Here is a 25,523-nt window from a genome sequence, read left to right on the forward strand (position 1 = left end):
GATGCTCCCACACCACCCCCGCAAGGGCTTCGTAGTGAGGCAACTTCTCTACCTTAGGATGACACCCGCGAACTCGTCAAACCCGACACGCCGGTGATCTCGAGAGATCGTGGGTGTGGGAGGTGACGACTGCGGGAGCGTCCCGATGCCCCGTCCTAGACCTGAGGTCAGACCCAATCGCAGAGCGACTGTTTCTTCTTGGAGGGGGTGGTTCGCCATCTTGAGGGCGGCGGGCCTTTCGGCCTCTCGCTCTTCCCTGTGGGGCGAACAAGTAATAAGTTACGCGGGGTTCGGGGACTGGGCAAATCAGCCCCGCATCCCGGGCGTGTCGGGCTCGCCGACCCGCTCAGCGCTTGTAGTTCGGCGCCTCGACGACGATCTGGACGTCGTGCGGGTGGGACTCCTTCAGACCGGCCGAGGTGATGCGCACGAACTTGCCGCGCGCCTTCAGCTCCTCGATCGTGCGGGCGCCCACGTAGAACATCGACTGCCGGAGACCACCGACGAGCTGATACGCGACGGCCGAGACCGGACCGCGGTACGCGACCTGCCCCTCGATGCCTTCGGGGATCAGCTTGTCGTCACTCGGCACGTCCGCCTGGAAGTAGCGGTCCTTCGAGTAGGAGGTCTTCTTGCCGCGGGTCTGCAGCGCACCGAGCGAACCCATCCCCCGGTAGAGCTTGAATTGCTTGCCGCCCTGGAAGACGACCTCCCCCGGGGACTCGTCGGTACCCGCCAGCAGGGAACCGAGCATGACGGTGTCGGCACCGGCGACGAGTGCCTTCGCGATGTCGCCCGAGTACTGCAGACCGCCGTCGGCGATAATCGGCACGCCGGCGTCGCGCGCCGCGAGCGACGCCTCGTAGATGGCGGTCACCTGCGGCACGCCCACGCCGGCGACGACGCGGGTCGTGCAGATCGACCCCGGCCCGACGCCGACCTTGACGGCATCCACTCCGGCGTCGATCAACGCCTGCGCGCCTTCGCGGGTCGCGACGTTGCCGCCGATCACGTCGATGTGCGCGAACGAGGCGTCGGCCTTGATCCGCTTGACCATGTCGATGACTCCGGCGGACTGGCCGTTGGCCGTGTCGACCACGATGACGTCGACCCCGGCATCCCGCAGCGCCTCGGCGCGCTCCCATGCGTCGCCGAAGAACCCGATCGCCGCGCCGACCCGCAGCCGGCCCTGATCGTCCTTCGTGGCGAGCGGGTACTTCTCGCTCTTGTCGAAGTCCTTGATGGTGATGAGCCCCGCGAGCTTCCCCTCCTCATCGATGAGGGGGAGCTTCTCGACGCGGTGGTGGGCGAAGAGGGCGATGACCTCGTTCGCCCCGATGCCGACCTTGCCGGTGACGAGGTTCTCGCTCGTCATGACGTCGCGCACCTTCGTCGTCTGGCGCTCGAAGCCCGAGACGAAACGCATGTCGCGGTTGGTGACGATGCCGACGAGGTGCCCCTCGTCATCCACCACGGGGAGGCCCGAGATGCGGTACTGCCCGCAGAGCGCGTCCACCTCTTCGATGGTCGCGTCGGGGGTCGTCGTGATCGGGTCGGTGATCATGCCCGACTCGCTGCGCTTCACGCGGTCGACCATGGATGCCTGGTCGGCGATTGACAGATTGCGGTGGATGATGCCGATGCCGCCCTCGCGCGCGATGGCGATCGCGAGGCGCGACTCGGTGACGGTGTCCATCGCGGCGGAGAGGAGAGGAGTCGCGACGGTGATGCGTCGCGTGACCCGGGAGGAGGTGTCGGCCTCGGAGGGGATGACGTCCGTGTGACCGGGCAGCAGCAGGACGTCGTCGTACGTCAGTCCCACGAATCCGAACGGGTCGTTGTGATCGCTCATGCGCGCTCCTTCTCGGGTCTTCATGATTCTAAGCGCCGAGCGGCTCGCCGTATTCCGTGTCGAGTTGCGCCGCCGAAACACGCAGGCAACAATCGACCAATACGTTCAGGTGTCGCCGAAGCCACCGAACACTGGTACCCCTCGGCGCGTTCGACCACTCAACTCAGGAGGTGCCAGTGGCGATCACCCCGACGACGCGCACTGTCCGTCGCCCGGGGCGGATGACACATCGCGTGTCCGCCCTCGCCGCGTTACTCTTCGCGGCGATCACACTCCTCTGCGCGATCCCCTCAGCGGCTTTCGCGGCAGCTCCGGAGAACCCCGGAGACGACCAGGAGAAGACCTCGTTCTACTTCGCGGGTGTCATCACGTTCGATGACAAACCCGTCCCCGACGTGTCCATCTCGGTGGAGGGCGACGGGTTCGAGGCATCCACTCTCACCACGACCGATGGACGCTGGCGGCTGTACGTGCCCGAGAAGGCCACGTACACCCTGACCGTCGACGAGTCGACGCTGCCGGACGGCGTCATCGTCGAGGGCGACTCCGCGTCGCAGGAGGTGGAGTTCGGGCTCACCGGGTCAAAGATCGTCAACCTCTTCCTCGGCGAGGGCGAACGCCAGACGCAGTCCTTCATCGACCAGTTCGCGTCCCGCCTGTTCAACGGCGTGAACTTCGGGCTCCTGCTCGCGCTCGCAGCGATGGGAGCGGCACTGATCTACGGCACGACGGGGTTGTCGAACTTCGCTCACGGCGAGCTCGTCACCTGGGGCGCGCTGTTGGCGATGATCTTCAGCACCATGTGGCAGCTGCCCCTCTGGCTCGGGATCGCCGCGGCGATGCTGGGCGGCGCGGCGCTGGGACTCGCGTCGGATGCCGCCATCTGGCGCCCGCTCCGCCGGCGAGGTCTGGGGGTGGTCCAGCTGATGATCGTCAGCATCGGCCTCTCGCTGGCCCTCCGCTACACGTACCAGTTCGTCATCGGCGGCTCGACGTACCAGCTTCCGGGCGCCAGCCCCGCACCGATCCAGCTCGGCCCGATCTCGGTCTCCTACATCGACCTGATCAGCATGGGCGTCAGCATCCTGGTGATCCTCGCGGTGGCCTACTTCCTGTTGGGCACCCGGATCGGCAAGGCGACTCGAGCCATCTCCGACAACCCCCAGCTCGCCTCGGCCTCGGGCATCAACGTCGATCGCGTCGTGCGCATCGTGTGGATCCTCGCCGGTGTCCTGGCTGCGTTGTCCGGCGTCCTGTGGGCCTACTTCCGCCCCGGTGTGAAGTGGGACATGGGCACGCAGATGCTGCTGCTGATCTTCGCGGCGATCACCCTCGGCGGTCTCGGCACCGCGTTCGGTGCCCTTCTCGGATCCCTCATCGTCGGCATCGTCGTCGAGACCTCGACGCTGTGGATCCCGTCAGACCTGAAGTACGCGGGCGCTCTCGTCGTACTCATCCTCATCCTGCTCGTGCGGCCTCAGGGTCTGCTGGGCCGTAAAGAGAGATTGGGGTAGCCCGTGGACTGGGGTGCCATCGTAGGAAACACGCTCAGCTACCTGCTGAGCCCCATCACCATCGCGTACGCCCTTGCGGCGACAGGCCTCGCCGTGCACTTCGGTTACGCCGGTCTCCTGAACTTCGGCATGGCCGGATTCATGGCCCTCGGCGGCTACGGCTACGCGATCTCGGTCCTGAGCTTCGGCCTGCCGTGGTGGCTCGGCATGATCATCGGCCTCGTGCTCGCGGCGGTCTTCGCTCTCGTTCTCGGCATCCCGACGCTGCGACTGCGGGCCGACTACCTCGCCATCGTCACCATCGCGGCCGCCGAGATCGTGCGACTCCTCTTCACGACGCAGGTGTTCGACGAGTACACCAACTCGGCCGACGGCCTCGGCAACTACCACGGCGGGTTCCGCGACGCGAACCCCTTCCCCGACGGCACCTACGGTTTCGGCCCGTGGACGTTCAATGCGGACGGCCTCTGGGTGCGGGTGTTCGGGTTGCTGATGCTGGCGCTGGCGCTCTTCGTGGTCTGGTCGCTCGTCCGCAGCCCCTGGGGCCGCGTTCTCAAGGGCATCCGCGAGGACGAGGACGCCATCCGAGCCCTCGGCAAGAACGTCTTCGCCTACAAGATGCAGGCGCTCGTGGTCGGCGGTGTCATCGGTGCCCTCGGTGGCATCGTGTTCGTCCTTCCCTCCGCCGTCGTCCCGTCCAGCTACACCACCTCGCTGACCTTCTTCCTGTGGACGATCCTGCTGCTCGGCGGCGCCGCAACGATCTTCGGCCCGTCGATCGGTGCCGTCCTGTTCTGGATGGTGATGGCTCTCCTCGGCAACATGCTCCCGCAGCTCGCCTCGCAGGGGTTCCTCCCGATGACGAGCATCCAGGCCGGCACGCTCCGGTTCGTCCTCGTGGGCGTCGCCCTCATGCTGCTCGTCATCTTCAGGCCGCAAGGTCTTCTCGGCGACAAGAAGGAGATGACCTTTGTCAAGTGATCTGATCCCCGACCAGCCGGGCGCGACGCCCCCTCCGACCGGCTCGGTGCGGCGCCCGAAGACCACCGGGCTCGCGAAGGGTGAGAACGTCCCCGGAGTCGCGAAGAACGACCCGATCCTCATCATCGACGACGTGCAGCGCCGCTTCGGCGGGCTCACGGCTGTCGACGTGAAGCACCTCGAGATCCCCCGGAACGCCATCACCGCGTTGATCGGACCGAACGGCGCCGGCAAGACCACGCTGTTCAACCTCCTCTGCGGGTTCGACAAGCCGAACAGCGGCCGCTGGTCGTACGACGGCAAGAACCTCGCCGGCATCCCGGCCTTCAAGGTCGCTCGGATGGGACAGGTCCGCACGTTCCAGCTCACCAAGGCGCTCGCACTCCTCACCGTGCTCGAGAACATGAAGCTCGGCGCCCCCGGGCAGCGCGGCGAGAAGTTCTGGCAGAGCTTCGTGCCGCGCGTCTGGCGTCCGCAGGAGAAGCAGATCGAAGAGAAGGCCCGTGGCCTCCTCGCGCGCTTCAAGCTCGACGCCAAGGAGAAGGACTTCGCGGCCAGCCTCTCCGGCGGCCAGCGGAAGCTCCTGGAGATGGCCCGCGCCCTCATGAGCGATCCGAACCTCGTGATGCTCGACGAACCGATGGCCGGCGTGAACCCCGCCCTCACGCAGTCGCTGCTCGATCACATCCTCGATCTCAAAGAGCTCGGCATGACCGTTCTCTTCGTCGAGCACGACATGCACATGGTCCGCCACATCGCGGACTGGGTCGTCGTCATGGCCGAGGGGAAGGTCGTGGCCGAGGGTCCGCCCGACACCGTCATGCAGGACAAGGCGGTCATCGATGCGTACCTCGGCAGCCACCAGGACGTCGATCTGGGCGTCGTGACGGGACGGGTCCCCGGCGAACTGGACGAATCCGCCCGCGAGATGCTCGCGGAGATCGAAGAAGAGGAGGCGTCTTCGATCGCGGACGCCGAGAAAGAGGACAAATGACCCAGGCATCCGGAGTGCCCTCTCCCGAGGTCGGTGCGGTCGACGACCGCGAGATCGTCGTGGAGGTCCGCGACCTGCTGGCCGGATACCTGCCGGGCATCAACATCATCAACCACGCCAATCTCGTCGCGCGCAAGGGCGAGCTGATCGGCATCATCGGGCCCAACGGCGCGGGTAAGTCCACTCTCCTCAAGTCCATCTTCGGCATGGTCAAGGTGCGCGGCGGCGAGATCAACGTCGACGGGTCGAGCATCGTCGGACTCAAGTCCGACGCTCTCGTCCGTCGCGGCGTCGCGTTCGTCCCGCAGACCAACAACGTGTTCCCCTCGCTGTCGATCGAGGAGAACCTGCAGATGGGTCTCTACCAGCGGCCGAGCGCCTACAAGGAGCGGCTGGAGTTCGTGACGTCGATCTTCGCCGAGCTGGGCAAGCGCCTGAAGCAGCGTGCGGGCTCGCTGTCGGGTGGCGAACGCCAGATGGTCGCCATGTCGCGGGCGCTCATGATGGATCCCTCCGTGCTGCTTCTCGACGAGCCCAGCGCCGGCCTCTCCCCCGTCCGTCAGGATGACGCCTTCATTCGCGTCTCGGACATCAACAAGGCCGGCGTGACGACGATCATGGTGGAGCAGAACGCCCGACGCTGCCTGCAGATCTGCGACCGCGGGTACGTCCTGGACCAGGGTCGGGACGCCTACGAGGGCACCGGCCGCGAGCTGCTCAACGACCCGAAGGTCATCGGGCTCTACCTCGGAACGCTCGGTACCGACTGACTCCCTTCCACGAGGCCCCCGTCCGCTGAACGCTGACGGGGGCTTCGTCGTTGCATACGCGCTCGCACTCCGCGGGCGCAACGAAAGGCGGCGCCCGGGGATCGGAATCCCCGGGCGCCGCCCTCAGTGCTGCGCGTCAGTTGATGCGCGTGTGCGTGTTGTCGGCACCGTACTGGAAGATGCCGATGGTCGCCTCGGTGGGGTCACCGTTCTCGTCGAAGGTGATGGGACCGGAGTAGCCGTCGTAGTTGGCCACGCCGCCGTCGAGGATGATGTCGGCGCAATCGGCGAACGTGGTGCAGGCGGTGCCGTCGCCGCTGCCACCGGAGACCTCCTGCAGCTTGCCGGCGATCGCGGTGCCCGAGACGTCGTTCGCAGCGAGCGCGCCCAGGGCGAGCAGGACTGCGGCGTCGTACGACTCAGCGGCGTAGGACTGGTCCTCGAGCTCGCTGTTGCCTGCCTCGGTCCACGCGGCGTTCAGGCGCTCGACGAAGTCGTCCTCGAGCACGGGCCCGGGGGTCGTGCCCTGAGCACCCTCGAGCGAGACGCTGACGTCGTCGCCCCACTGCTTCAGGTTTCCGTCGACGAGGTAGAAGTTCTCGGCATCCTGACCGGCGTTGACCAGCAGCGGCGCGATCGTCGCGAATTCGTCGAACGTGATCGCCACGATGGCGTCGGGGTTCTCCGCGGCGACGGTGGCGACCTGCGCGTCGAACGAGGTGTCACCGGTGTTGAAGGACGACTCGGCGACGACGGTGCCACCGGTGCTCTCGAACACCTCCTTGACCACGTTGCGCAGGCCCGTGCCGTAGGCGTCGTTGATGTAGATGATGCCGATCGTGCTCTTGCCGTCTTCAGCGATCTTGTTCGCGAGGACCTCGCCCTGCAGCAGGTCGCTCGGCGCCGTGCGCCAGTAGAGGTTGTCGTCCTCCCACGTGGTGAAGTCGGGCGAGGTGTTGGCGGGCGAGAACGTGATGATGCCCTCGGACACGTTGCTGTCGAGGAACAGCTTGGTGACGCCGGATGCCGCGGCACCGATCATCGCCGAGACGCCCTCGTTCTGCAGACGCGGGACCGTGGTCTCGTAGGCCTTGTTGTCGGTGTCACCGGAGTCGCCGGCGCTGAGCTCGACGGTGATGCCCTTCGCGGCCTCATTGATCTCGTTGACGGCCAGGAGCACGCCGGCCTCTTCGGGCGGGCCGAGGAACGCGAGGCTTCCCGTCTGGGGCAGGACCGTTCCGAGCTTGAGCGTCAGATCTTCGCGCTCGACGGCGGGGCCGCTCGAGGACGGCGAGGACGGCGCTGTCGGGGAACCGGCGCAGCCGGCGAGGACGAGGGCGGACGCGCTGGCGAGGGCGATACCGCCCAGAGCCTTCGCGGCACGCGAACGGGAGAAGACGGACATTGTGCTCCTTGCTGTGGTGACACGGGTCAGATCGGGTCTGCCCCGGTGTGATCAACCTAGCGGCGCGCTCGTCTCTCCAATGTTGCCGTTCGTTAACGATGTGTAACGAGGTGGGCACGCTCCCATAACGGTCTCGGGAAGCGGGGTCCGGCGGCATCAGACGGGGTCGGGCACCACCGCTTCGGCGCGCGTCCGGTTGCGCCGGGAGGAGACGAGCGAGTCCACCGTGAAGGCCGCGACGGCGACCCAGACGAGGCCGAATCCGATCCAGCGCTCGAAGGGCATCGGCTCACCGAGGATGAGCACCCCGGTGAGGAACTGCATGATCGGCGCGATGAACTGCAGGATGCCGACCACGGTCAGCGTGGTGCGGCGGGCGCCGGCGGAGAAGAACAGGAGCGGAACGGCGGTGACGGCCCCCGCCAGCAGGAGCAGGACGGTGTGCCCGGTCCCCTCGCGGCCCATCGTCAGCCCCGAGGTGACACCGACGAGGACGAGCTGGAAGACGGCGATCGGCACGAGCCAGAAGGACTCGAGGGTGAGGCCGCTCACGGCATCCACCGACGGTCCGATCTTCTTCTTGACGAGACCGTACGTCGCGAAGCTCGCCGCGAGGGCGAGCGCGATCCAGGGCACGCGGCCGACCGCGACGATGATCACGACGACCGCCACGCCCGCGATGCCGACCGCGACCCACTGCGCGGTCCGCAGGCGTTCCTTCAGCACGATGACGCCGAGGAGCACGGTCGCGATCGGGTTGATGAAGTAGCCGAGGCTCGTCTCGACGACGTGACCGGTCAGAGTCCCGATGAGGAAGACCTGCCAGTTGACGTAGATGAGCAGGCCCGCCAGGAGCGTCCAGAGCATGAGGCGACGATCGCGCAGGATGACCCGCATCCGCCCCCAGCCGCGGGTGATCGCGAGCAGCGCGATGCAGAAGACGAGGCTCAGCAGGATGCGCCAGCCGACGACCTCCCACGGCGTCGTCGGGGCGAGGCTGACGAAGTAGAGCGGCAGGAAGCCCCACAGGACGTAGGCCGAGAAGACGAAGACGCCCCCGAGGGACTTCTCGCGCGCGGCCTGCTCGGGTGTCATGAGCACAAGCCTACGACGGTCATGACAGCGGGCGCGTCATCCGCACTGCCGTCGATCGCCCAGATCCTGCCATCAACGGAACAGGGCCCGGATGCCGAAGCATCCGGGCCCTGCGCTGCAGTCGCTGTGTGTCAGCGGACGACGACCGCCAGGACGTCGCGAGCCGACAGGACGAGGAACTCGTCGGCGCCGAACTTGACCTCGGTGCCGCCGTACTTGCTGTACAGGACGCGGTCGCCGACGGCGACGTCGAGCGGAACCCGGTTGCCGTTGTCGTCGATGCGGCCGGGGCCCACGGCCACGACCTCGCCCTCCTGGGGCTTCTCCTTGGCGGTGTCAGGGATGACCAGGCCACTTGCGGTGGTCTGCTCGGCCTCGACCTGCTTGATGACGATGCGGTCTTCGAGCGGCTTGATGGAAACCGACACGGTCTACCTCTTTCTTGCTGGTGGGGTCCTGCTACAAGACTCATCAGCACTCGCTTACCGAGAGTGCTAACAAAAGTCTAGAGCGCGGTTGGCACTCATGCAACGCGAGTGCCAACACGATGACGGATGCCGCGACGCACCATCCGACCGCGGAGACCTAGGCTGGCCGGATGGAAAAGGCCGAGCTCACCGCCCTCCTGACCCCCCAGGGATTGCGGATGATCGACGAGGTTGGACCCCTGGCATCCACCGCCGAGGTCGCGGCCGCCGTCTCGCGGCTGCGCTCCGCCGGCCACTCCCCCGATCTCGTGTCGGCCGTCGTCGGCCAGGCGCACCTGCGCGTGCGCGCAGAGGGCAAGTTCGGTCCGTTCGCGGAGCGCATGCTGTTCACCCGCGCGGGGCTCGAGCAGGCGACACGGCTCGAGGTCGCCGCCCGGCACGCCGGACGGTTCCGGGCCGCGGGGATCACCCGCGTCGCCGACCTCGGATGCGGCATCGGCGGCGACGCCCTGGGACTCGCGGGCATCGGCCTCGACGTGCTCGCGGTCGACGCCGACGAGACGACGGCCGCCCTCGCCGCCTACAACCTCGCGCCGTTCGGCGACGCCGTCACCGTGCGGCAGGGCCTCGCCGAGGAGACCGACCTGGACGGCTGGGACGCGGTCTGGCTCGACCCCGCCCGTCGGACCGCGGGGCACAGCGAGACCAGCCGCACCCGGCCCGAGGACTGGTCACCCTCGCTCGACTGGGCGTTCGCCCTCGCAGAACGGATGCCGGTGGGCATCAAACTCGGACCGGGCCTCGATCGCAGCCTGCTCCCCGACGACGTCGAGGCGCAGTGGATCAGCGTCGACGGTTCGACCGTCGAGCTCGTGCTGTGGTCGGGCGCCCTGCGTCGCGACGGCGTGGCACGCTCGGCGCTCGTGATGAGGGGCGGGGCTGCGGCGGAACTGACGGCGGCCGCCGACGCGCCCGACGAGCCGGTCCGCGAGCTCGGCGCCTTCCTCCACGAGCCCGAGGGCGCCGTCATCCGCGCGCGCCTGATCGGCGAGGTCGCCCGGGAACTGCAGGCGGGGATGGTGGCCGAGGGCATCGCCTACCTGACCTCGGATGCCGCCTTGACGAACCCCTTCGTGCAGACGTTCCGCGTGCGGGAGGTTCTGCCGATGAAGGTGCCCGCGATCAACGCCGCCCTCCGCGACAGGGGCGTCGGCACCGTCGAGATCAAGAAGCGCGGCGTCGACGTCGACCCGGCGCAGTTCCGGCGCAAGCTCGCGCTGCGCGGCGACGCCTCGGCGACGCTGATCCTCACGAGGGTCGGCGAAGGGCGGGACGCGAAGCGGGTCGCCGTACTCGCGGAGCGCGTCTGACTCAGCCGGACAGGGCGCCCTGCGAGGCCGCCCACCACAGCCAGCCGGCGCTGTAGGCGAGCGAGGCGATGCTCAGGCCGAGACCCCAGAACGCGGTCTCGCGCTTCTCCCACGGGCGTCGCAGCGCGAGGACGGCGAGGACGACGCCGATCACGCCGACCGGGAAGCCCCAGCCGACGAACCAGGCCAGCACGAGCCCGAGCGACCCGAACAACAGTGACCAACCGGCGCTGCGCGGCAGCACCGGCGCCGGGGGGATCCAGCGGACGTCCGGGGCGGCGGCCTCGTCGGGATCCGGGTGCACCGCGAGCGGCGGTGCGACGGGGAGCGGCTGCGTGAGCTCCCGACGGAAACCGCCCCGGTGCGCGCCGGGGAGCGCGGTGTCCGTCGGCGCGAGGACGACGTCGGGGGATGCCGCCTCGACGGCGGGAGCAGCGGGGGGCTCGTCCGCGGCAGGGGCGGCGGGCGGCGGCATCCGCTCGTCGCTCATGACGAGGGCTCCACCTGGATCGTCGTGACGGGCAGGGTCGAGTCGGCACCGAACGCGAGGGTCGAGGCCGGGCGACCGCTCATGATGAGCTCGGAGGCCAGCGCCGCGATCATCGCCCCGTTGTCGGTGCAGAGCGAGAGGGGCGGGATGCGGACGGCCACCCCCGCGGCCTGCGCACGCTCGAGCGCGACGTCGCGCAGACGCTTGTTCGCGATCACGCCGCCACCCAGCAGCAGGCGGGGCACGTCGTGACGCGCGCAGGCGTCGAGCGCCTTCGTCACGAGGACGTCGACGACCGCTTCGCGGAAGGATGCCGCCACGTCGGGCACCGAGACGGGCTCACCGGCCGCCTCGCGTTGCTCGACCCAGCGCGCGACGGCGGTCTTGAGCCCCGAGAACGAGAAGTCATAACGGTGCTCGGCCATGTCGGACGCACGCGACATACCGCGCGGGAACCGGATCGCCTGCGGGTCGCCCGTCGCGGCGGCCTTGTCGATCTCGGGGCCGCCGGGATAGGGCAGACCGAGGATGCGGGCGATCTTGTCGAACGCCTCGCCGGCGGCGTCGTCCATCGTCTCGCCGAGCAGCTCGACGTCCGAGACGAGGTCGCGGACGAGGAGCAACGAGGTGTGCCCGCCGCTCACGAGGAGCGCGACGGTCGGGTACTCGACCTCGTCACCGGTGAGGATGTCGGCGGCGATGTGCCCCACGAGGTGGTTCACGGCGTACAGCGGTTTGTCGAGGCTGACGGCGAGCGCCTTCGCGGCGCCCACGCCGACCATGAGCGCGCCGGCGAGACCCGGGCCGCTCGTGACAGCGACCGCGTCGAGGTCGGCGAGCGAGACCTGCGCCTCGGCGAGCGCCGCCTCGATCGCCGGCTGCAGCGCCTCGAGGTGGGCGCGCGCGGCGACCTCGGGCACGACGCCGCCGTAGCGGGCGTGCTCGTCCATCGAGCTCGCGATCGTGTTCGAGAGCAGGGTGCGACCCCGGACGATGCCGATGCCGGTCTCGTCGCAGCTCGTCTCGATACCGAGCACCAGGGGTTCGTGCGTCATCTCAGCACCATCCTTCGGCGGCGGTCGGCGCCGCGGTGCGACGGGCGTCCCAGGCGACGAGGTTCAGCTGCATGACGATCGCGTCGACGTCGTCGGGCTGGTAGTAGCGCGGCCGGCGGCCCACCTCGGCGAACCCTTCGGACAGGTAGAGCGCGGCGGCTCCGGGATTGTCGGCGCGCACCTCGAGGAACACCTCGCGCGCGCCGCGGGACCGGGCCGTCGCGAGCAGTTCGCGCAGCAGCGCGCGGCCCCGGCCGTGACCCCGCGCGTCGGCGGCGATCGCGATGGTCTGGATGTCGGCATCCGCTGCGCCCTGCACGGCGCGCACACCGCCGTACCCGACGACACGGCCCGCCTCGACGTCGACGACGTACCGGCCGTGGGGGGAGGCGAGCTCGCCCGCCATGAGGGCGTCGCTCCACGCATCGGTCGGGAAGGACGCGCGCTCGAGGCGCATGATGTCGTCGAGGTCCGCGGCGGTCGCGGTGCGGAGGGTCACGAGCCGACCTTCTTGCGAGCGCCGGGGAGGGTGACGTCGGGCGCGCGCAGGTACAGCGGCTCGCCGAGGGACTCGACCCTGCCCGCGGCGACCGCGCGCGCCGCGACGAGCGCGACCATCGCGCCCGGGATCGCCGTCACGTCCCGGCGCTCGGCGCCGTGCGCGGCGAGCGCGTCGTCGACGGCGTCGCGCGGGGTCAGGGTGGCCTCGGTCACGCGCCGCGGGAGTCCGTCGTCGTCGATGCCGTCGTAGACGGTGTACGCGAACTCGCGGCGGCGGGCGTCGGTGACGACCGCGAACCGCGGCAACTCGGCGAACGGGTCGGCGAGCAGCACCGCGAGGGCGGCCGCGTCGTGGCTACGCACGGGGACGACCGGGATGCCGCGGCCCAGCGCGAACGCGCGCGCCGCCGCGATCCCGACCCGCAGCCCCGTGAACGGCCCGGGCCCCATGCCCGCGGCCACGCGGGTCAGGGCGACGGGCTGCGGAGCGCCGGTCGCACCGATGGGGCCGTGCGCGGCATCCGTCATCACCTGCTGCAGCAGGGAGCCGATGATCTCGGCGTGCCCGAGCGGGTCGGCACTGGCGACCTCGGCGCGCACCGCACCGTCGACATCGGTGACGGCGACGGCCGTGCCGAGGGACGTGTCGATGCCGAGGATCACAGGATCAAGGGTATCGGGAGGACGGATGCCGCGACGCGGCCGCCGCGATCAGGGACGTCGCGTGACGGTGACGATGCGCGGCGCGGCGTCCTCGAGCTCGGCGGCGTAGGGGCCGGTCGTGCCGCAGGCGTTGTCGACGCCCGTACCGCTCCAGCCGCGCTCGATCTCGAGCTCCCACCACGTGTCGACGAGGCCATCGACCATGCCGCGCCCCCACTCCACGATCGTGACCGACCGGTCGGGGTCGAGGCCCAGGTCGTCGAGCTCGGCCGGGGAACCGAGCCGGTAGGCGTCGACGTGCACGAGCGCGGGGCCGCCGACTTCGGACGGGTGGGTGCGGGCGATCACGAACGTGGGGCTCTGCACGGGACCGCGGACCCCGAGGCCCGCGCCGATACCGCGGGTGAGGGTCGTCTTGCCGGCGCCGAGGGGACCCGTGAGGACGAGCAGGTCGCCGGCGCGCAGGGCGCCGCCCAGCTCGCGGCCGAGCCGCTCCATGTCCTCGGGCGAGGCGACCTCTCGGCGCCCCTCGAAGTGCTCCATCCCGGTCATGACCGCACCTCCCGTCGCGGCACGCGCGGGCCGATGCGCGTGACGATCTCGTAGTTGATGGTGTCGGCGGCGTCGGCCCAGTCGGTCGCGGCGGGTACGCCCGCCGCCGGGTCGCCGAAGAGCACGGCCTCGTCGCCGACCGCGACCGGTGCGTCGCCGACGTCGACGACGAACTGGTCCATCGCGATGCGTCCGGCGACGGGGAACGTGCGTCCCCCGATCGAGACGGGTCCGGCACCGGAGGCGGCGCGTGGGACACCGTCGGCGTACCCCATCGAGATCAGCGCGAGCGTCGACTCGCTGGCCGTGCGGTGCAGGTAGCCGTAGGAGACCCCCTGCCCCGCGGGCACGCGGCGGACAGCGGCGACCGCCGCCCGGAGTGTCATCGCGGGACGCAGCCCGAGGTCGGCGGACGACCGGTCAGCGAACGGCGACAGCCCGTAGATCGCGACGCCGAGACGGACGCAGCCCAGGCGCGCCTCGGGCAGGTCGAGGGCGGCGTGGGATGCCGCGATGTGACGCAACGGCGGACGGAGACCCGCCGCTTCGGCCGCCGCCTGGGCGACGGTGAAACGCGACAGCGCCGTGCGGTCGTCGGCGGCGGACGTGTTGGAGAGGTGACTGAACAGGCCCAGAACCCGGATGACGCCGGCCTCCTCGAGGGCCGCCGCCTCGGCGAACACTGCGCCGTAGTCGGCGGGGGCGATGCCGTTCCGGCCGAGGCCCGTCTCGACCTTGAGCTGCACCGTGACGGGCCGCTCCGGCGACCCGGCCGCCGCGGCGGCGCGGACCTGGTAGAGGCTCGACACGCCGAGCTCGATGCGGGCGGCGGCGGCCTCGGCGAAATCCGCGCCCGGGGCGTGCAACCAGGCGAGCACGGGAGCGTCGATGCCCGCGGCGCGCAGCTCGAGCGCCTCACCCACATCGGCGACCGCCAGGCGCGCCGCCCCGCCGGCGAGGGCCGCCCGCGCCGAGCGCACGGCTCCGTGACCGTACCCGTCGGCCTTCACGACGGCGATGACCTCGGACGCGGTCACCCGCGCCAGGTGCCGCACGTTGTGCTCGATCGCGCCGACGTCGATGACCGCTTCCCGCGCGACGCCCTCCGGCATCCGGGTCACGATCCCGCCTCCGCGACGACGTAGGCCGTCGCGAGTCCCGCGTCGTGCGAGAGCGACAGGTGCACGGTCGTGATGCCGCGGTCGGCGACGGTGACGGCGGTCTCGCCCGACAGCGCGAAGACGGGGCGACCCGAAGGTTCGGAGGCCACCTCGATGTCCGTCCAGTGCACGCCGTCCGAGCCGCCGAGCGCCTTGATGAGCGCCTCCTTCGCCGCGTAGCGGGCGGCGAGCGAGTGCGGCTTGAGGGTCTGCTCGGCGGGCGTGAACAGGCGCTGCATGAGTTTCGGGGTGCGGGCGATCGACGCCTCGAAGCGCGGGATGTCGACGAGGTCGACGCCGATGCCGATGATCATGCCGCCTCCCCCTCGCCGCGCTCTACGGCATCAGATCAGGATATCCGGGGACGGCTGCGCGTCGGCGGAGTGGCGGCGGGTGGCGTCAGCCGACGGCGAGGCGGACGACGCGCTCGACGGCGTCGAGACCGGGCGAGAGCTGCGCGTCGGAGCGTGCGTAGGTCTCGCGGGAGCGGCCGTAGGGGTCGACCACGTCGTCGTCGGCGGGATCCGCGGGCGGGAGCACGAGACCGCGCTGCCCCGACAGGACGGCGAGCGCGCCGCGCAGGCGGTCCCGCGGCTCCGCGCCGACGGCACCGGCCCGCAGCGCCTCGTCGGGGGTCGCCGAGGCGAGGCGCTCGAACTCACGGATCGTGAACGCGGTCCGCAGCTGCCCCGGGGCGAGCTCGACCACCGCGCGCCGGTGGTCGCGGTCCATGGCGAGCACCAGGTCGGGGCCTCGCAGGATCGGCTCGGTCAGGTACCGCGATCCGTGGGCCGCGATCCGGTCGGCGGGCACGCCGCGGGCGATCGCGAGCTCGGCGGCTTCGACCGGCATCCGCACTCCCTCACGTGCGCGGATGCCCGCGCTCGTCGCCACCACGCCGAGGTCCGCGAGGCGCTGCTCGAGGACGAGCGCCGCGAGCGGCGAGCGGCAGATGTTGCCCGTGCAGACGGTGAGGATGTGGATCACGCGGGGCCCTTCGAGACGGATGCCGCGACTCGCCCTCGTCCGAGTCGCCCCCTCGGTGCTCGGCGGGACGGTGGCGCGGGGGTGGGACGCGGACGGGCACCCGATACGGTAGGCCCGTGCAGGATCAGCTTAGCGACGGCCCCTCGTCCCCCGCGGCGGAGGCGGAGACCCCGATCGCCGAGCCCGAGCGCCGCCCCGACGGCGACGAGCGGCGCCGCCGCGGCCGTCGCCGACGCCGCACCGACTGGCGCCTCGGCGGCACCGGGGTGCGCCCCTGGAACGGCAGCCTGCTGGTCATCGCGCTGCTCAGCCTGGGCGCGGCGATCTTCGCCGGCTCGCTCGTGCAGCTGCTGTGGCGGTCGCCGTCGGCGCCGCTGGTCTCGACGGCGATCCTGTGGGTCGGGATGCTGGTCCCCGTCGTGGTCGCGTTCCGCCGCGGACGCCCGGCCGGGCTGCTGCGCGTGCGCGGCGCGGACGTGATCTACGGACTCGCTCTGGGCCTCGGCCTGCGGGTGATCGAGGGATGGGTGTCGGATGCCGCGGCCCGCCCGTTCCCGTCCGCGAACCTCACCTCGTCGTGGCTGCTGACCGAGGCGATCCCGTCGGGGCTCGTCGGCCCGGTGGTCGAGGAGTTCTTCTTCCGCACCGTCGTCCTCGTCGCGATGTACGGGCTCCTCCGACGCACCGCGGGTCGCACCGCGGCGGCGGTCGCGGCGGTCCTCGTCTCGACGGCGAGCTTCATCCTCATCCACGTCGTCGACGGCTCGCTGCCGCTCGGCGAGTCCCTCTCGGTGGGCGCCGTCGGCCTCGTCTGCGCGACCCTGGTCATCCTGACCGGACGCGTGTGGGGGGCCGTGTTCGTGCACATCGTCTACAACGCGACGGCGCTGCTCCTGATGGCGGCGGGCGCGGCGATCTCCGGCGGGTGATGACACCACCCGCCGGAGCGCCGCGCATCGGTCAGGGGCGACCCATCCCGTAGTACGTCCATCCGGCGGCGCGCCACGCAGCGGGGTCGAAAGCGTTGCGGCCGTCGACGACGACGCGGCCGGCCGTGAGGGATGCCGCATGCTCGGGACTGAGCTCGCGCCGGTACTCATCCCACTCGGTCACCAGGATGACGGCGTCGGCGCCCGTCAGCGCCTCGTCGCGGTCGGCGACGTAGGTCAGATGAGGGTGCTGGCGGCGCGCGTTCTCGATCGCCTCAGGGTCAGTGAGGGTGACGCTCGCGCCGAGCCCGTGCAGACGGACGGCGACGTCGAGACCCGGAGAGTCGCGGATGTCGTCGGAGTAGGGCTTGAAGGCTGCGCCGAGGACGGTGACCTTCTTGCCGAAGAGCTCGCCGCCGAGGCCGTCCTGGACGAGCTGGACCGCGCGCTCTCGGCGGCGCATGTTGATCTCATCGACCTCGCGCAGGAACGCGACCGATTCACCGCGGCCGAGTTCCTCGGCGCGGGCGGAGAAGGCACGGATGTCCTTCGGCAGGCACCCGCCGCCGAATCCGATGCCGGCGCCGAGGAACCGGCGACCGATACGAGCGTCATGGCCGATCGCGTCGGCCAGCATCGTGACGTCGGCACCGGCGACCTCTGCGATCTCGGCCATCGCGTTGATGAAGCTGATCTTCGTCGCGAGGAACGCGTTCGCCGACACCTTCACGAGCTCTGCGGTCGCGTAGTCGGTCACGATGAAGGGCGTCCCCTTCGCGATCGACGGGTGGTAGACCTCGCGCAGCACCTGCGTGGCGCGCTCGCCCTCGTCACCGGCGGGAACACCCGCGACGAGGCGGTCGGGGTCGACCGTGTCCTGCACGGCGAATCCCTCGCGCAGGAACTCGGGGTTCCAGACGAGGGTCGCGCCCGTCGCGCTGACGCGGGGGGCGAGGGATGCGGCGGTGCCGACGGGAACCGTCGACTTGCCCGCGACGATGTCGCCCTCGGACAGATGCGGGAGGAGCGCATCGACGGCCGCGTTGACGTAGGTCAGGTCGGCCGCGTAGCCGCCCTTGACCTGGGGCGTGCCGACACCGACGAAGTGGACGGCTGCGCCCGCGGCGGCGGCGAAGTCGGTCGAGAAGGACAGTCGACCGGAGGCGATGCCCTCGGAGAGGATCTCGGACAGGCCGGGCTCGAAGAACGGGGCCTCGCCGGCGGCGAGCGAGGCGATCTTCCGCTCATCCACGTCGATGCCAACCACTTCGTGGCCGATCGAGGCCATGGCCGCCGCGTGCACGGCCCCCAGGTAGCCGCATCCGATGACAGAAAGTCGCATCTCAGAATCCCTCCACACGCACGCCGTGTCTTCGGGGTGCCGGTCGTGTCTATCAGATTCCGATGACGACCATTTGTCACGGAGGTGTCTTGGGACGCATTGATCGTGTCGATCGGGCCGAACACGCACGTGACGCCGTGGGCGAGGATCGCTATCGTGAGCGGACAACCGCACCATCACTTCCGAGTTCTGACATCACCTCACCCGAAGAGGACGTCACGATGAGCACCTCCGCAGAAGGCGCCTCACAGGCCGGATCATCCCCGCCTGCGCACACCGACGCACCCGCTTACACGCCCGACGACCGGGTCGCCCCGGAGGACCACTCGCTCCTCTGGCCCGACGCGCACCTCCTGGCTGCGCCGCCGCCGGGCTACGAGCCGCTCGAGATGCCGGAGGTGTGGGAGCCGGATGCCGCGCCGGCGGCGCCCCCGCAGCCGTGGCCGTACGCGCCGTATGCGCCGACCCGGCAGCAGCCGCAGGAACCGGAAGCCGCGCCGGCGGCCGGCCCCGTCCCGGGCTACGTCATCTCGGTGCCCTACGAGGGGTCACCGCCCCCGGCCGCGACGCCGCGCGCTCCCGCGGGACCGGCGACGCCAAGGACCTTCCGAGACCTCCGCACCGGTCCGCTCGCCGGCCGGGATTTCGGGTCGATGCAGGAGTTCGCGGTCGCGGCCGTGCTCGAGGCGGGTTATGCGCAGGCGGACGTCGCGCGGCTGTTCCGGTTCGCGCCGTGGCAGCTGCGCGCCTGGGTCGACGAGGCGCGGAACGCGTCGTTCGGGCCGGGACGGAACCCGGCCTGACTCACTCGACCGTGACGGACTTCGCGAGGTTGCGCGGCTGATCGACGTCGAGGCCCTTCGCCGTGGCGAGGCCCATCGCGAAGATGTGCAGCGGGACGACCGCCAGGAGCGGCTCGAACAGCGGCGCGGCCAGCGGGATGCGCAGGACCTCGTCGGCGAACGGGAGCACCGACACGTCCCCCTCTTCGGCGACCGCGATCACGCGGGCGCCGCGGGCGCGGATCTCCTGGATGTTGGAGACGACCTTCTTCTGCAGCTCGGCCGCGCCGCGGGGCGACGGGACGATCACGAAGACCGCCTGACCGGGCTCGATGAGCGCGATGGGACCGTGCTTGAGCTCACCGGCGGCGAAGCCTTCGGCGTGGATGTAGGAGATCTCCTTGAGCTTGAGCGCACCCTCGAGGGCGATCGGGTATCCGACGTGGCGGCCGAGGAACAGGACCGAGTTCGTGTCGGCCATCCAGCCGGCGAACTGCTCGATGTGCTCCTGCTCGGTCTCGAGGACGCGCGCGATCTTCGCGGGGATCGCCTCGAGCTCACGGACGGCCTGAGCCGAGTCCTCCTGCGAGAGGACGCCGCGCACACGGCCGACGTGGAGGGCCAGCAGGTAGAGGGCGGTGATCTGAGCGACGAAGGCCTTGGTCGAGGCGACGGCGACTTCGGGACCGGCGTGCGTGTAGACGATCGCGTCGGACTCGCGCGGGATCGTCGCGCCCTGCGTGTTGCAGATCGAGAGCGTCTTGGCGCCCTGCTCGCGGGCGTACTTGACGGCCATGAGCGTGTCCATCGTCTCGCCCGACTGCGAGATCGAGACGACGAGCGTGTCGGGGCCGATGACCGGGTCGCGGTAGCGGAACTCGTGCGCGAGCTCGACGTCGACGGGGACGCGCGTCCACTGCTCGAGGGCGTACTTACCGACCATGCCCGCGTACGCGGCGGTGCCGCAGGCGACGACGATGACGCGGCTGATGCCGAGGAACAGGTCGTCGAGACCGTCGAGCTCGGGGATCGTGACGGCGCCGTCCGAAAAACGACCGCGGATGGTGTTCGCGACGGCCTCGGGCTCCTCCGAGACCTCCTTGGCCATGAACGACGACCAGCCGCCCTTCTCCGCGGCCGAGGCGTCCCAGACGACCTCGAACGGCTCGACCTCGACGGTGTGGCCGTCGAAATCGGTGACCTCAACGCCCTGCGGCGTGATGGCGACGATCTGGTCCTGGCCGATGGCGAGGGCGTTGCGGGTGTGCTCGACGAAGGCCGCCACGTCGGAGCCGAGGAAGTTCTCTCCCTCGCCCAGTCCGATCACGAGGGGCGAATTGCGGCGAGCGCCGACGACGAGGCCGGGCTGATCCTGGTGCATCGCGAGGAGGGTGAAGGCGCCCTCGAGGCGGGCGGCGACCGTCCGGAAGGCGGCGACCAGGTCATGGGATGCCGCATACTCGCGGCCGAGCAGGACCGCCGCGACCTCGGTGTCGGTCTCGCTGCGGAAGGTGAATCCGTCGGCGAGGAGCTCGTCCTTCAGCTCGGCGAAGTTCTCGATGATGCCGTTGTGAATGACGGCGAGCTTGTCGTCGTCAGCGAGGTGCGGGTGCGCGTTCGCGTCGGTGGGGCCGCCGTGGGTCGCCCAACGGGTGTGGCCGATGCCGGTCGTGCCATCGGTCATGGGGTGCGCGGTCAGATCGTCCCGCAGCACCTGGAGCTTTCCCGCGCGCTTGCGCATCTCGAGGTCTCCCTCGCCGTCGATGACGGCGATCCCTGCGGAGTCGTACCCCCGATACTCGAGCCGAGCCAAGCCCGAAAGGAGAATGGCCTGACTGTCGCGAGGCCCCACGTATCCGACGATTCCACACATGCGTCCGATTCTAAGCGGGACGGGCTGAGACAACTCCCCTGCCCGCGCTCAGGCGCGTCGCGTGCGACAAGGGCTGGCGGGAGGCGGTATCTGTTTGGTAGCCATGGAGAACCGTGTCCCCCGCACGGCCGTGCCCCCACACGACGGAGTCCCCCGTGTCCGCATCCTCTCGTACCCGACGGCGATCCGCGATCGCGCTCACCGCCGTCCTCGCCCTCTCCCTGTCGGTTGCGCCTGCCGCGTCCGCGTCCGCGGCGACGTCGGTCTCGTGCACCGGTACGACGCAAGCCGCTGTCCAGAAGCGCGTCCTGGCCGACGTGAACGCGGCGCGCAAGGCCAAGGGCAAGAAGCCCCTGACCCTCAACGCGTCGATGTCGAAGGTCGCTGTGGCCTGGTCGACGAAGCAGGCCGCCGCCAACCGGATGAGCCACAACCCGAAGTACTCGTCGCAGATCCCCGCGGGCTGGACGCGCGCCGCCGAGAACGTCGCGTTCGGCTACACCCCCGCCAAGGTCACCCCGGCATGGATGAAATCCACCGGGCACCGGGCCAACATCCTCGGTTCGTACAACCGCATCGGCATCGGCGTCGCGTGCTCGAAGCGAGGTCTGCCGTTCTACACGCAGGTGTTCGGCTCGTACCCGGCGCGCTGATCGGCCCCGCCCCGGGCGGGGCGTAGACTCGGCGATCTTCGCCGCAGCGTCGCGCCCCGCCCGAGGAGGACCGATGCCGAACGTCCCGCCGCCCATCCCGCAGGAGATACCGCCCAGACCTCCGCTGCCTGGCTCGGCGGCCGCGCGACGGCGACCGGCATCCGTCCCGCTCATGGTGCTCGGCGGCTACATCGTCGCGCTGGCAGTGATCGCGTTCTGGCCGACCCCGGTGGATGCGGGCGTCGCACCGCTGCTCGAAGCCCTCTCGCGCCGGTTGCCCGCGCTCAGCTATCCCCGGGTCGAGTTCGCCGCGAACGTCGGGCTGTTCGTGCCGTTCGGCGTGCTGCTGCCGATGATCCTGCGCTCACGCGAGCTCGTGCTGCCGATCGCAATCGTCGCGACGGTCGCGATCGAATGCGGACAGGCCGCGTTCCTCACCGAGCGCTCTCCGAGCGTGCTCGACATCATCGCGAACACGACGGGGGCGTGTGTCGGGATGCTGGGACTCGAGCTCTGGCGGAGGATCCGACGCCGCTGAGCCCGGGCGGAGGCACGGACTCAGAGCTTGCGCAGGCGCACCGTCTCGACGGTGTGGTCCGCGGCCTTGCGGAGGATGAGCCTCGCACGGTGGCGGGTGGGCTCGACGTTCTCGACCAGGTTGGGGAGGTTGATCTCGTTCCAGTAGCCGAGCGCGCGCGTCACGGCCTCGTCGTCGGAGATGTCGGCGAAGACCTTGAAGAAGGAGTTCGGGTTCGAGAAGGCCGCCTCGCGCAGGGCGAGAAAGCGGTTCACGTACCACTGGGCGATGTGATCGTGGTCGGCGTCGACGTAGATGGAGAAGTCGAACAGCTCGCTGACGGCGATGTCGTGCGGGTTCGGCGCCGAGGCGAGGACGTTCAGCCCCTCGACGATGATCACGTCGGGTCGACGCACGGTGACCTGCGCGTCGGGGATGATGTCGTACCGCATGTGCGAGTAGTAGGGCGCCTTCACCTCTGCCTCGCCGGACTTCACCGCGAGCAGGAACTCGACGAGCGCGCGGCGGTCGTACGACTCGGGGAAGCCCTTGCGGTCCATGATCCCGCGGCGTTCGAGCTCGGCGTTCGGGTAGAGGAAGCCGTCGGTCGTCACCAGCTCGACCCGCGGGGTACCCGGCCAGCGGCTCATCAGCTCGCGGAGCAGTCGGGCGACCGTCGACTTGCCGACCGCGACCGATCCCGCCACCGCGACGATGAACGGCGTCGTGGCGTCGTTCTCGCCGACGAACTCCGCCGTGTCGGCGCCGAGCCGTTTGGTCGCCGAGGCGTAGAGGGACAGCAGCCGGCTCAGCGGCAGGTAGACCTCGCGCACCTCGGTGATGTCGAGGCGGTCGCCGATGCCGCGCAGCTGCACGACCTCGGTCTCGGTGAGGGGCTGCTCCATGCCGGCGGCCATCCGCGCCCATTCGGCACGGGGGATCTCGCGGTACAACGAATCGTTCGTCGTCGGCGTCTCGTCGGGGGACATTGCGGCAACTCTAGCCGTGCCGCCGGCGCCCCCTACGCGCGCGGGACGTACGCGCGCGAAAGGGGGTGTGTCGCGTACTCTTGGCAGCGGGTGTTCCAACGCGGCCGTTCTGCCGTTCTCGACGGGGGTTTTTCCGATGCTGCGACGCGTTCTGGCGGTCCTTGCCGCTGTCGTGTTGACGACATCCTTGGGCGTGGCCTCCGCTCCCGCGACGGCCGAGGCCGCCACGATCCCCTGGCTGAAGACGCACGGATCCAAGATCCAGGACGCCTCGACCGGCAAGACCGTGACCGTGAAGGCCACCTCGTGGTTCGGGATGGAGACCGACACGTGCGCGCCGCACGGCCTATGGTCGATCACGCTCGATCAGGGCATGGCCCAGATCTCGGGCATGGGCTTCAACACCGTGCGCCTGCCGTTCTCGAACGAGTGCCTGACCAAGAAATCGGTCGGCTCCGTGAACACCGCACTGAACCCGAAGCTCGCGAAGGCGTCGACGCTGACGGTGATGGATGCCGTCGTCGCGAGCGCGCGCAAGTACAACCTGCGCGTGATCCTCGACCGGCACCGGCCGGGTTCCGATGCCCAGTCCGAGCTCTGGTACACGAAGAAGTACTCCGAGTCCCGCTGGATCTCGGATTGGAAGATGCTCGCGAAGCGCTACAAGAACCAGCCGACGATCATCGGCTTTGACCTCCACAACGAGCCGCAGGGTTCGGCGTGCTGGGGCTGCGGCGTGAAGGCGCGCGACTGGCGCGCGGCGGCGACGCGGGCGGGTGACGCCATCCACACCGTCAACTCGAAGCTGCTGATCATCGTCGAGGGCGTGCAGTACGGCGCCGACGGCAAGGGCACCTGGTGGGGCGGCAACCTGACCGGCGTGAAGTCGAAGCCGGTGGTGCTCAAGGTCAAGAACCGCGTCGTCTACTCGCCCCACGAGTACCCCTCGTCGGTGTTCGATCAGCCCTGGTTCCACGACAAGCGATACCCCGCCAACCTCACCTGGGTGTGGGACAAGCATTGGGGCTACATCGCGCGGAAGAACATCGCTCCGGTCTTCGTCGGCGAATTCGGCACGAAGCTGCAGACCTCGTCCGACAAGAAGTGGCTGTCGAAGTTCGTCGGCTACCTGAAGGATCGGCGCATGAGCTGGGGGTACTGGTCGTTCAACCCGAACAGCGGTGACACCGGCGGCCTGCTGAAGGACGACTGGTACACGCGCGAGAAGACGAAGCTCGCGGCGCTGAAGCCGATCCTCACTCCGAAGAACGTGCGCTACCCGGCCGCGCCGGCGCCGACACCCGCACCCCAGCCGTCCCCGCAGCCCTCGTCCCCCGGCACGAAGCCCGACCCCGCCGTCGGGAAATCCACGAGCGCTTCGTCGAACGGCGTCTCGGCGACGCTGACGGTGACGAGTTCATGGCCGTCGAAATACCAGATCGCCCTGGCCCTCACGGCGTCGTCGGGCGTGAAGGTGCGGTCGTGGACGGCCTCGTGGGCGTCGCCGGGTGCGACCGCCGTCGACAGCGCGTGGGGAATGTCGTGCCGCGTCGCGAGCCCCGGCACCGCGGGTGCCCGCATCAGCTGCTCGGGGGTCGAGTGGGGACTCGCCAATCTGACGCAGGGGTCCCGCGTCGACGTCGGGGCGATCCTCACCGCGCCGAAGGCACCGGCATCCCCCGCCCTGTCGCTCTCGGTGACGCGCTGACCGCTACGGCGTGACCATCCCGCCGTTGACGTTCAGGGTCTCGCCCGAGACGTAGCTCGACTCCGCCGAAGCGAGGAACACGAACGCGGGTGCGATCTCGGCGGGCTGTCCGGCGCGCTTGTATTCGTTCTCCTCGTCGAACGCCTGCATCTGCTCGTCCGAGACGCCGTCGCTGACCTGCAGCGCCGACCACACCGGGCCGGGAGCCACGACGTTGACCCGGATGCCGCGGGGCGCCAGCTGCTGTGCGAGACCCTTCGACAGGTTGTTGACCGCGGCCTTCGTCGCCGCGTAGTCGAGGCGGTCGGGCGCGGGCTTGTAGGCCTCGAGCGAAGCGGTGCTGATGATGGATGCCCCTGGAGGCATGTGCACGAGGGCGGCCTTCACGATCCAGAAGAAGGCGAAGACGTTGGTCTCGAACGTGGTGCGGAACTGATCGTCGGAGAGGTCCTCGACACGGTCGACGGCGATCTGCTTCCCCGCGTTGCTTACGAGAATGTCGATGCTCCCGAGGAATTCGACCGCCTCGGCGACGAGTTTGCGGCAGCGATCGGAATCGGTGATGTCGGCGGCGATCGCGTGGCCGCGGACGCCGGCGTCGGCGATGACCTGGAGGACGTGATCGGCATCCTCCTGCTCGTCGGGCAGGTGCACGATGACGACGTCCGCTCCCTCGCGTGCGAAGGCGATGGCAGCCGCCGCGCCGATGCCCGAGTCGCCGCCGGTGACGAGAGCCTTGCGCCCCCGCAGCCGGTCGGATCCGCGGTACGTGTGCTCGCCCAGGTCGGGGACGGGCGTCATCCGCGCCTGCACGCCGGGCTCCGGCTGGTGCTGCACGGGCGGCTCGACGCGGGCGTAGCGGGTGACGGGGTTGTCGAACGTGTACTGGTCGGTCATGCTCGCCACGGTAGGT

General features: G+C 69.9%; 26 protein-coding genes. 10 read left to right on the plus strand and 16 right to left on the minus strand.

The features are described 5' to 3' along the window. Positions 1 to 346: 346 nt before the first annotated feature. A complete protein-coding gene (guaB, locus tag AYL44_RS10510; protein ID WP_064003260.1) occupies positions 347 to 1,852 on the minus strand; it encodes an IMP dehydrogenase in 1,506 nt (501 codons plus the stop codon). A gap of 221 nt (positions 1,853 to 2,073) precedes the next feature. Between guaB and AYL44_RS10515 the strand changes: the two genes are divergently transcribed. From AYL44_RS10515 to AYL44_RS10530, 4 genes are read left to right on the plus strand one after another with little or no spacing between them, the layout of a single operon-like run. Further along, on the plus strand, positions 2,074 to 3,366 hold the full coding sequence (locus AYL44_RS10515; protein WP_064003454.1) for a branched-chain amino acid ABC transporter permease: 1,293 nt from the start codon (positions 2,074 to 2,076) through the stop codon (positions 3,364 to 3,366). A gap of 3 nt (positions 3,367 to 3,369) precedes the next feature. After that, the gene (locus tag AYL44_RS10520; protein ID WP_064003261.1) at positions 3,370 to 4,347 is read left to right on the plus strand and encodes a branched-chain amino acid ABC transporter permease; all 978 of its coding nucleotides are present in this window, start codon (positions 3,370 to 3,372) and stop codon (positions 4,345 to 4,347) included. After that, positions 4,337 to 5,341, plus strand: coding sequence for an ABC transporter ATP-binding protein (locus tag AYL44_RS10525; RefSeq protein WP_197471644.1), 1,005 nt, complete (start codon positions 4,337 to 4,339; stop codon positions 5,339 to 5,341). The genes AYL44_RS10520 and AYL44_RS10525 overlap by 11 nt, the downstream gene beginning before the upstream one ends. After that, entirely contained in the window at positions 5,338 to 6,111 is a 774-nt protein-coding gene (locus tag AYL44_RS10530) for an ABC transporter ATP-binding protein (RefSeq protein WP_064003263.1), read from the plus strand. The genes AYL44_RS10525 and AYL44_RS10530 overlap by 4 nt, the downstream gene beginning before the upstream one ends. A 136-nt stretch (positions 6,112 to 6,247) precedes the next feature. On the opposite strand, the gene AYL44_RS10535 is transcribed toward AYL44_RS10530, so the two are convergent. The 3 genes from AYL44_RS10535 to groES all read right to left on the minus strand — a co-directional run bounded on the left by AYL44_RS10535 (position 6,248) and on the right by groES (position 9,039). Next, positions 6,248 to 7,516 carry an ABC transporter substrate-binding protein gene (locus tag AYL44_RS10535; RefSeq protein WP_064003264.1) on the minus strand — a complete coding sequence of 423 codons (1,269 nt, stop codon included), beginning with the start codon at positions 7,514 to 7,516 and terminating at the stop codon, positions 6,248 to 6,250. A 156-nt stretch (positions 7,517 to 7,672) separates the two neighbouring features. Continuing rightward, positions 7,673 to 8,611, minus strand: a complete 939-nt coding sequence (rarD, locus tag AYL44_RS10540; RefSeq protein ID WP_064003455.1) for an EamA family transporter RarD — start codon at positions 8,609 to 8,611, stop codon at positions 7,673 to 7,675. A 131-nt stretch (positions 8,612 to 8,742) separates the two neighbouring features. Next, entirely contained in the window at positions 8,743 to 9,039 is a 297-nt protein-coding gene (groES, locus tag AYL44_RS10545; protein WP_017203655.1) for a co-chaperone GroES, read from the minus strand. Positions 9,040 to 9,209: 170 nt separating this feature from the next. Here groES and AYL44_RS10550 point away from each other — a divergent pair, with 170 nt between their 5' ends. Beyond that, positions 9,210 to 10,409, plus strand: coding sequence for a class I SAM-dependent methyltransferase (locus tag AYL44_RS10550; protein ID WP_064003265.1), 1,200 nt, complete (start codon positions 9,210 to 9,212; stop codon positions 10,407 to 10,409). Position 10,410: 1 nt separating this feature from the next. On the opposite strand, the gene AYL44_RS10555 is transcribed toward AYL44_RS10550, so the two are convergent. The 8 genes from AYL44_RS10555 to AYL44_RS10590 form a co-directional block, all read right to left on the minus strand. Next, positions 10,411 to 10,899, minus strand: coding sequence for a hypothetical protein (locus AYL44_RS10555; RefSeq protein ID WP_064003266.1), 489 nt, complete (start codon positions 10,897 to 10,899; stop codon positions 10,411 to 10,413). Continuing rightward, positions 10,896 to 11,954, minus strand: coding sequence for a tRNA (adenosine(37)-N6)-threonylcarbamoyltransferase complex transferase subunit TsaD (gene tsaD, locus AYL44_RS10560; RefSeq protein ID WP_064003267.1), 1,059 nt, complete (start codon positions 11,952 to 11,954; stop codon positions 10,896 to 10,898). Before tsaD ends, AYL44_RS10555 begins: the two co-directional genes overlap by 4 nt. 1 nt (position 11,955) lies before the next feature. Beyond that, on the minus strand, positions 11,956 to 12,453 hold the full coding sequence (gene rimI, locus AYL44_RS10565) for a ribosomal protein S18-alanine N-acetyltransferase (protein WP_064003268.1): 498 nt from the start codon (positions 12,451 to 12,453) through the stop codon (positions 11,956 to 11,958). Then, positions 12,450 to 13,118, minus strand: coding sequence for a tRNA (adenosine(37)-N6)-threonylcarbamoyltransferase complex dimerization subunit type 1 TsaB (gene tsaB / locus AYL44_RS10570; RefSeq protein ID WP_064003269.1), 669 nt, complete (start codon positions 13,116 to 13,118; stop codon positions 12,450 to 12,452). The genes rimI and tsaB overlap by 4 nt, the downstream gene beginning before the upstream one ends. A 48-nt stretch (positions 13,119 to 13,166) precedes the next feature. Beyond that, on the minus strand, positions 13,167 to 13,670 hold the full coding sequence (gene tsaE / locus AYL44_RS10575) for a tRNA (adenosine(37)-N6)-threonylcarbamoyltransferase complex ATPase subunit type 1 TsaE (protein ID WP_064003270.1): 504 nt from the start codon (positions 13,668 to 13,670) through the stop codon (positions 13,167 to 13,169). Further along, complete coding sequence (gene alr / locus AYL44_RS10580; protein ID WP_064003271.1) at positions 13,667 to 14,782, minus strand: alanine racemase; 1,116 nt, start codon at positions 14,780 to 14,782, stop codon at positions 13,667 to 13,669. Before alr ends, tsaE begins: the two co-directional genes overlap by 4 nt. A 5-nt stretch (positions 14,783 to 14,787) precedes the next feature. Further along, positions 14,788 to 15,144 (minus strand): holo-ACP synthase, encoded by a 357-nt coding sequence (locus AYL44_RS10585; RefSeq protein ID WP_064003272.1) that lies wholly within the window; start codon positions 15,142 to 15,144, stop codon positions 14,788 to 14,790. Positions 15,145 to 15,229: 85 nt separating this feature from the next. Next, positions 15,230 to 15,817, minus strand: coding sequence for a low molecular weight phosphatase family protein (locus tag AYL44_RS10590; protein WP_197471645.1), 588 nt, complete (start codon positions 15,815 to 15,817; stop codon positions 15,230 to 15,232). 116 nt (positions 15,818 to 15,933) lie between these two features. On the opposite strand from AYL44_RS10590, the gene AYL44_RS10595 reads away from it, so the two are divergent. Beyond that, entirely contained in the window at positions 15,934 to 16,746 is an 813-nt protein-coding gene (locus tag AYL44_RS10595; protein WP_064003274.1) for a CPBP family intramembrane glutamic endopeptidase, read from the plus strand. A 31-nt stretch (positions 16,747 to 16,777) separates the two neighbouring features. On the opposite strand, the gene AYL44_RS10600 is transcribed toward AYL44_RS10595, so the two are convergent. After that, positions 16,778 to 18,088, minus strand: coding sequence for a UDP-glucose dehydrogenase family protein (locus tag AYL44_RS10600; RefSeq protein WP_064003275.1), 1,311 nt, complete (start codon positions 18,086 to 18,088; stop codon positions 16,778 to 16,780). A gap of 221 nt (positions 18,089 to 18,309) precedes the next feature. On the opposite strand from AYL44_RS10600, the gene AYL44_RS10605 reads away from it, so the two are divergent. Next, positions 18,310 to 18,891, plus strand: a complete 582-nt coding sequence (locus AYL44_RS10605) for a hypothetical protein (RefSeq protein ID WP_064003276.1) — start codon at positions 18,310 to 18,312, stop codon at positions 18,889 to 18,891. Position 18,892: 1 nt separating this feature from the next. Here AYL44_RS10605 and glmS read toward each other — a convergent pair whose 3' ends face one another. Continuing rightward, positions 18,893 to 20,743: a glutamine--fructose-6-phosphate transaminase (isomerizing) gene (gene glmS, locus AYL44_RS10610; RefSeq protein ID WP_064003277.1), complete on the minus strand. Its 1,851-nt coding sequence runs from the start codon at positions 20,741 to 20,743 to the stop codon at positions 18,893 to 18,895. Positions 20,744 to 20,898: 155 nt separating this feature from the next. Here glmS and AYL44_RS10615 point away from each other — a divergent pair, with 155 nt between their 5' ends. Together AYL44_RS10615 and AYL44_RS10620 are read left to right on the plus strand one after the other, a co-directional pair. Continuing rightward, positions 20,899 to 21,396, plus strand: a complete 498-nt coding sequence (locus AYL44_RS10615; protein WP_064003278.1) for a CAP domain-containing protein — start codon at positions 20,899 to 20,901, stop codon at positions 21,394 to 21,396. Positions 21,397 to 21,469: 73 nt separating this feature from the next. After that, complete coding sequence (locus AYL44_RS10620; protein ID WP_064003279.1) at positions 21,470 to 21,934, plus strand: VanZ family protein; 465 nt, start codon at positions 21,470 to 21,472, stop codon at positions 21,932 to 21,934. A 20-nt stretch (positions 21,935 to 21,954) separates the two neighbouring features. On the opposite strand, the gene coaA is transcribed toward AYL44_RS10620, so the two are convergent. Continuing rightward, positions 21,955 to 22,902, minus strand: a complete 948-nt coding sequence (coaA, locus tag AYL44_RS10625; RefSeq protein WP_064003280.1) for a type I pantothenate kinase — start codon at positions 22,900 to 22,902, stop codon at positions 21,955 to 21,957. A gap of 193 nt (positions 22,903 to 23,095) precedes the next feature. Here coaA and AYL44_RS10630 point away from each other — a divergent pair, with 193 nt between their 5' ends. Beyond that, complete coding sequence (locus AYL44_RS10630) at positions 23,096 to 24,610, plus strand: cellulase family glycosylhydrolase (RefSeq protein WP_231872779.1); 1,515 nt, start codon at positions 23,096 to 23,098, stop codon at positions 24,608 to 24,610. A 3-nt stretch (positions 24,611 to 24,613) separates the two neighbouring features. Here the strand turns inward: AYL44_RS10630 and AYL44_RS10635 are convergent, their stop codons facing one another. Further along, the gene (locus AYL44_RS10635) at positions 24,614 to 25,507 is read right to left on the minus strand and encodes an SDR family oxidoreductase (protein WP_064003456.1); all 894 of its coding nucleotides are present in this window, start codon (positions 25,505 to 25,507) and stop codon (positions 24,614 to 24,616) included. Between the last annotated feature and the right edge of the window lie 16 nt (positions 25,508 to 25,523).

This window comes from Microbacterium oleivorans, from assembly GCF_001644225.1.
Classification (GTDB): Bacteria; Actinomycetota; Actinomycetes; order Actinomycetales; family Microbacteriaceae; genus Microbacterium; species Microbacterium gawkjiense.

Excerpts from the sequence above, each read along its gene's own strand:
- guaB (WP_064003260.1), bottom strand. The coding sequence starts at position 1,852 with ATGAGCGATCACAACGACCCGTTCGGATTCGTGGGACTGACGTACGAC.
- AYL44_RS10515 (WP_064003454.1), top strand. The coding sequence starts at position 2,074 with ATGACACATCGCGTGTCCGCCCTCGCCGCGTTACTCTTCGCGGCGATC.
- AYL44_RS10530 (WP_064003263.1), top strand. The coding sequence starts at position 5,338 with ATGACCCAGGCATCCGGAGTGCCCTCTCCCGAGGTCGGTGCGGTCGAC.
- AYL44_RS10535 (WP_064003264.1), bottom strand. The coding sequence starts at position 7,516 with ATGTCCGTCTTCTCCCGTTCGCGTGCCGCGAAGGCTCTGGGCGGTATC.
- rarD (WP_064003455.1), bottom strand. The coding sequence starts at position 8,611 with ATGACACCCGAGCAGGCCGCGCGCGAGAAGTCCCTCGGGGGCGTCTTC.
- AYL44_RS10550 (WP_064003265.1), top strand. The coding sequence starts at position 9,210 with ATGGAAAAGGCCGAGCTCACCGCCCTCCTGACCCCCCAGGGATTGCGG.
- AYL44_RS10555 (WP_064003266.1), bottom strand. The coding sequence starts at position 10,899 with ATGAGCGACGAGCGGATGCCGCCGCCCGCCGCCCCTGCCGCGGACGAG.
- tsaD (WP_064003267.1), bottom strand. The coding sequence starts at position 11,954 with ATGACGCACGAACCCCTGGTGCTCGGTATCGAGACGAGCTGCGACGAG.
- tsaE (WP_064003270.1), bottom strand. The coding sequence starts at position 13,670 with ATGACCGGGATGGAGCACTTCGAGGGGCGCCGAGAGGTCGCCTCGCCC.
- alr (WP_064003271.1), bottom strand. The coding sequence starts at position 14,782 with ATGCCGGAGGGCGTCGCGCGGGAAGCGGTCATCGACGTCGGCGCGATC.
- AYL44_RS10585 (WP_064003272.1), bottom strand. The coding sequence starts at position 15,144 with ATGATCATCGGCATCGGCGTCGACCTCGTCGACATCCCGCGCTTCGAG.
- AYL44_RS10600 (WP_064003275.1), bottom strand. The coding sequence starts at position 18,088 with ATGCGACTTTCTGTCATCGGATGCGGCTACCTGGGGGCCGTGCACGCG.
- AYL44_RS10605 (WP_064003276.1), top strand. The coding sequence starts at position 18,310 with ATGAGCACCTCCGCAGAAGGCGCCTCACAGGCCGGATCATCCCCGCCT.
- glmS (WP_064003277.1), bottom strand. The coding sequence starts at position 20,743 with ATGTGTGGAATCGTCGGATACGTGGGGCCTCGCGACAGTCAGGCCATT.
- AYL44_RS10620 (WP_064003279.1), top strand. The coding sequence starts at position 21,470 with ATGCCGAACGTCCCGCCGCCCATCCCGCAGGAGATACCGCCCAGACCT.
- coaA (WP_064003280.1), bottom strand. The coding sequence starts at position 22,902 with ATGTCCCCCGACGAGACGCCGACGACGAACGATTCGTTGTACCGCGAG.
- AYL44_RS10635 (WP_064003456.1), bottom strand. The coding sequence starts at position 25,507 with ATGACCGACCAGTACACGTTCGACAACCCCGTCACCCGCTACGCCCGC.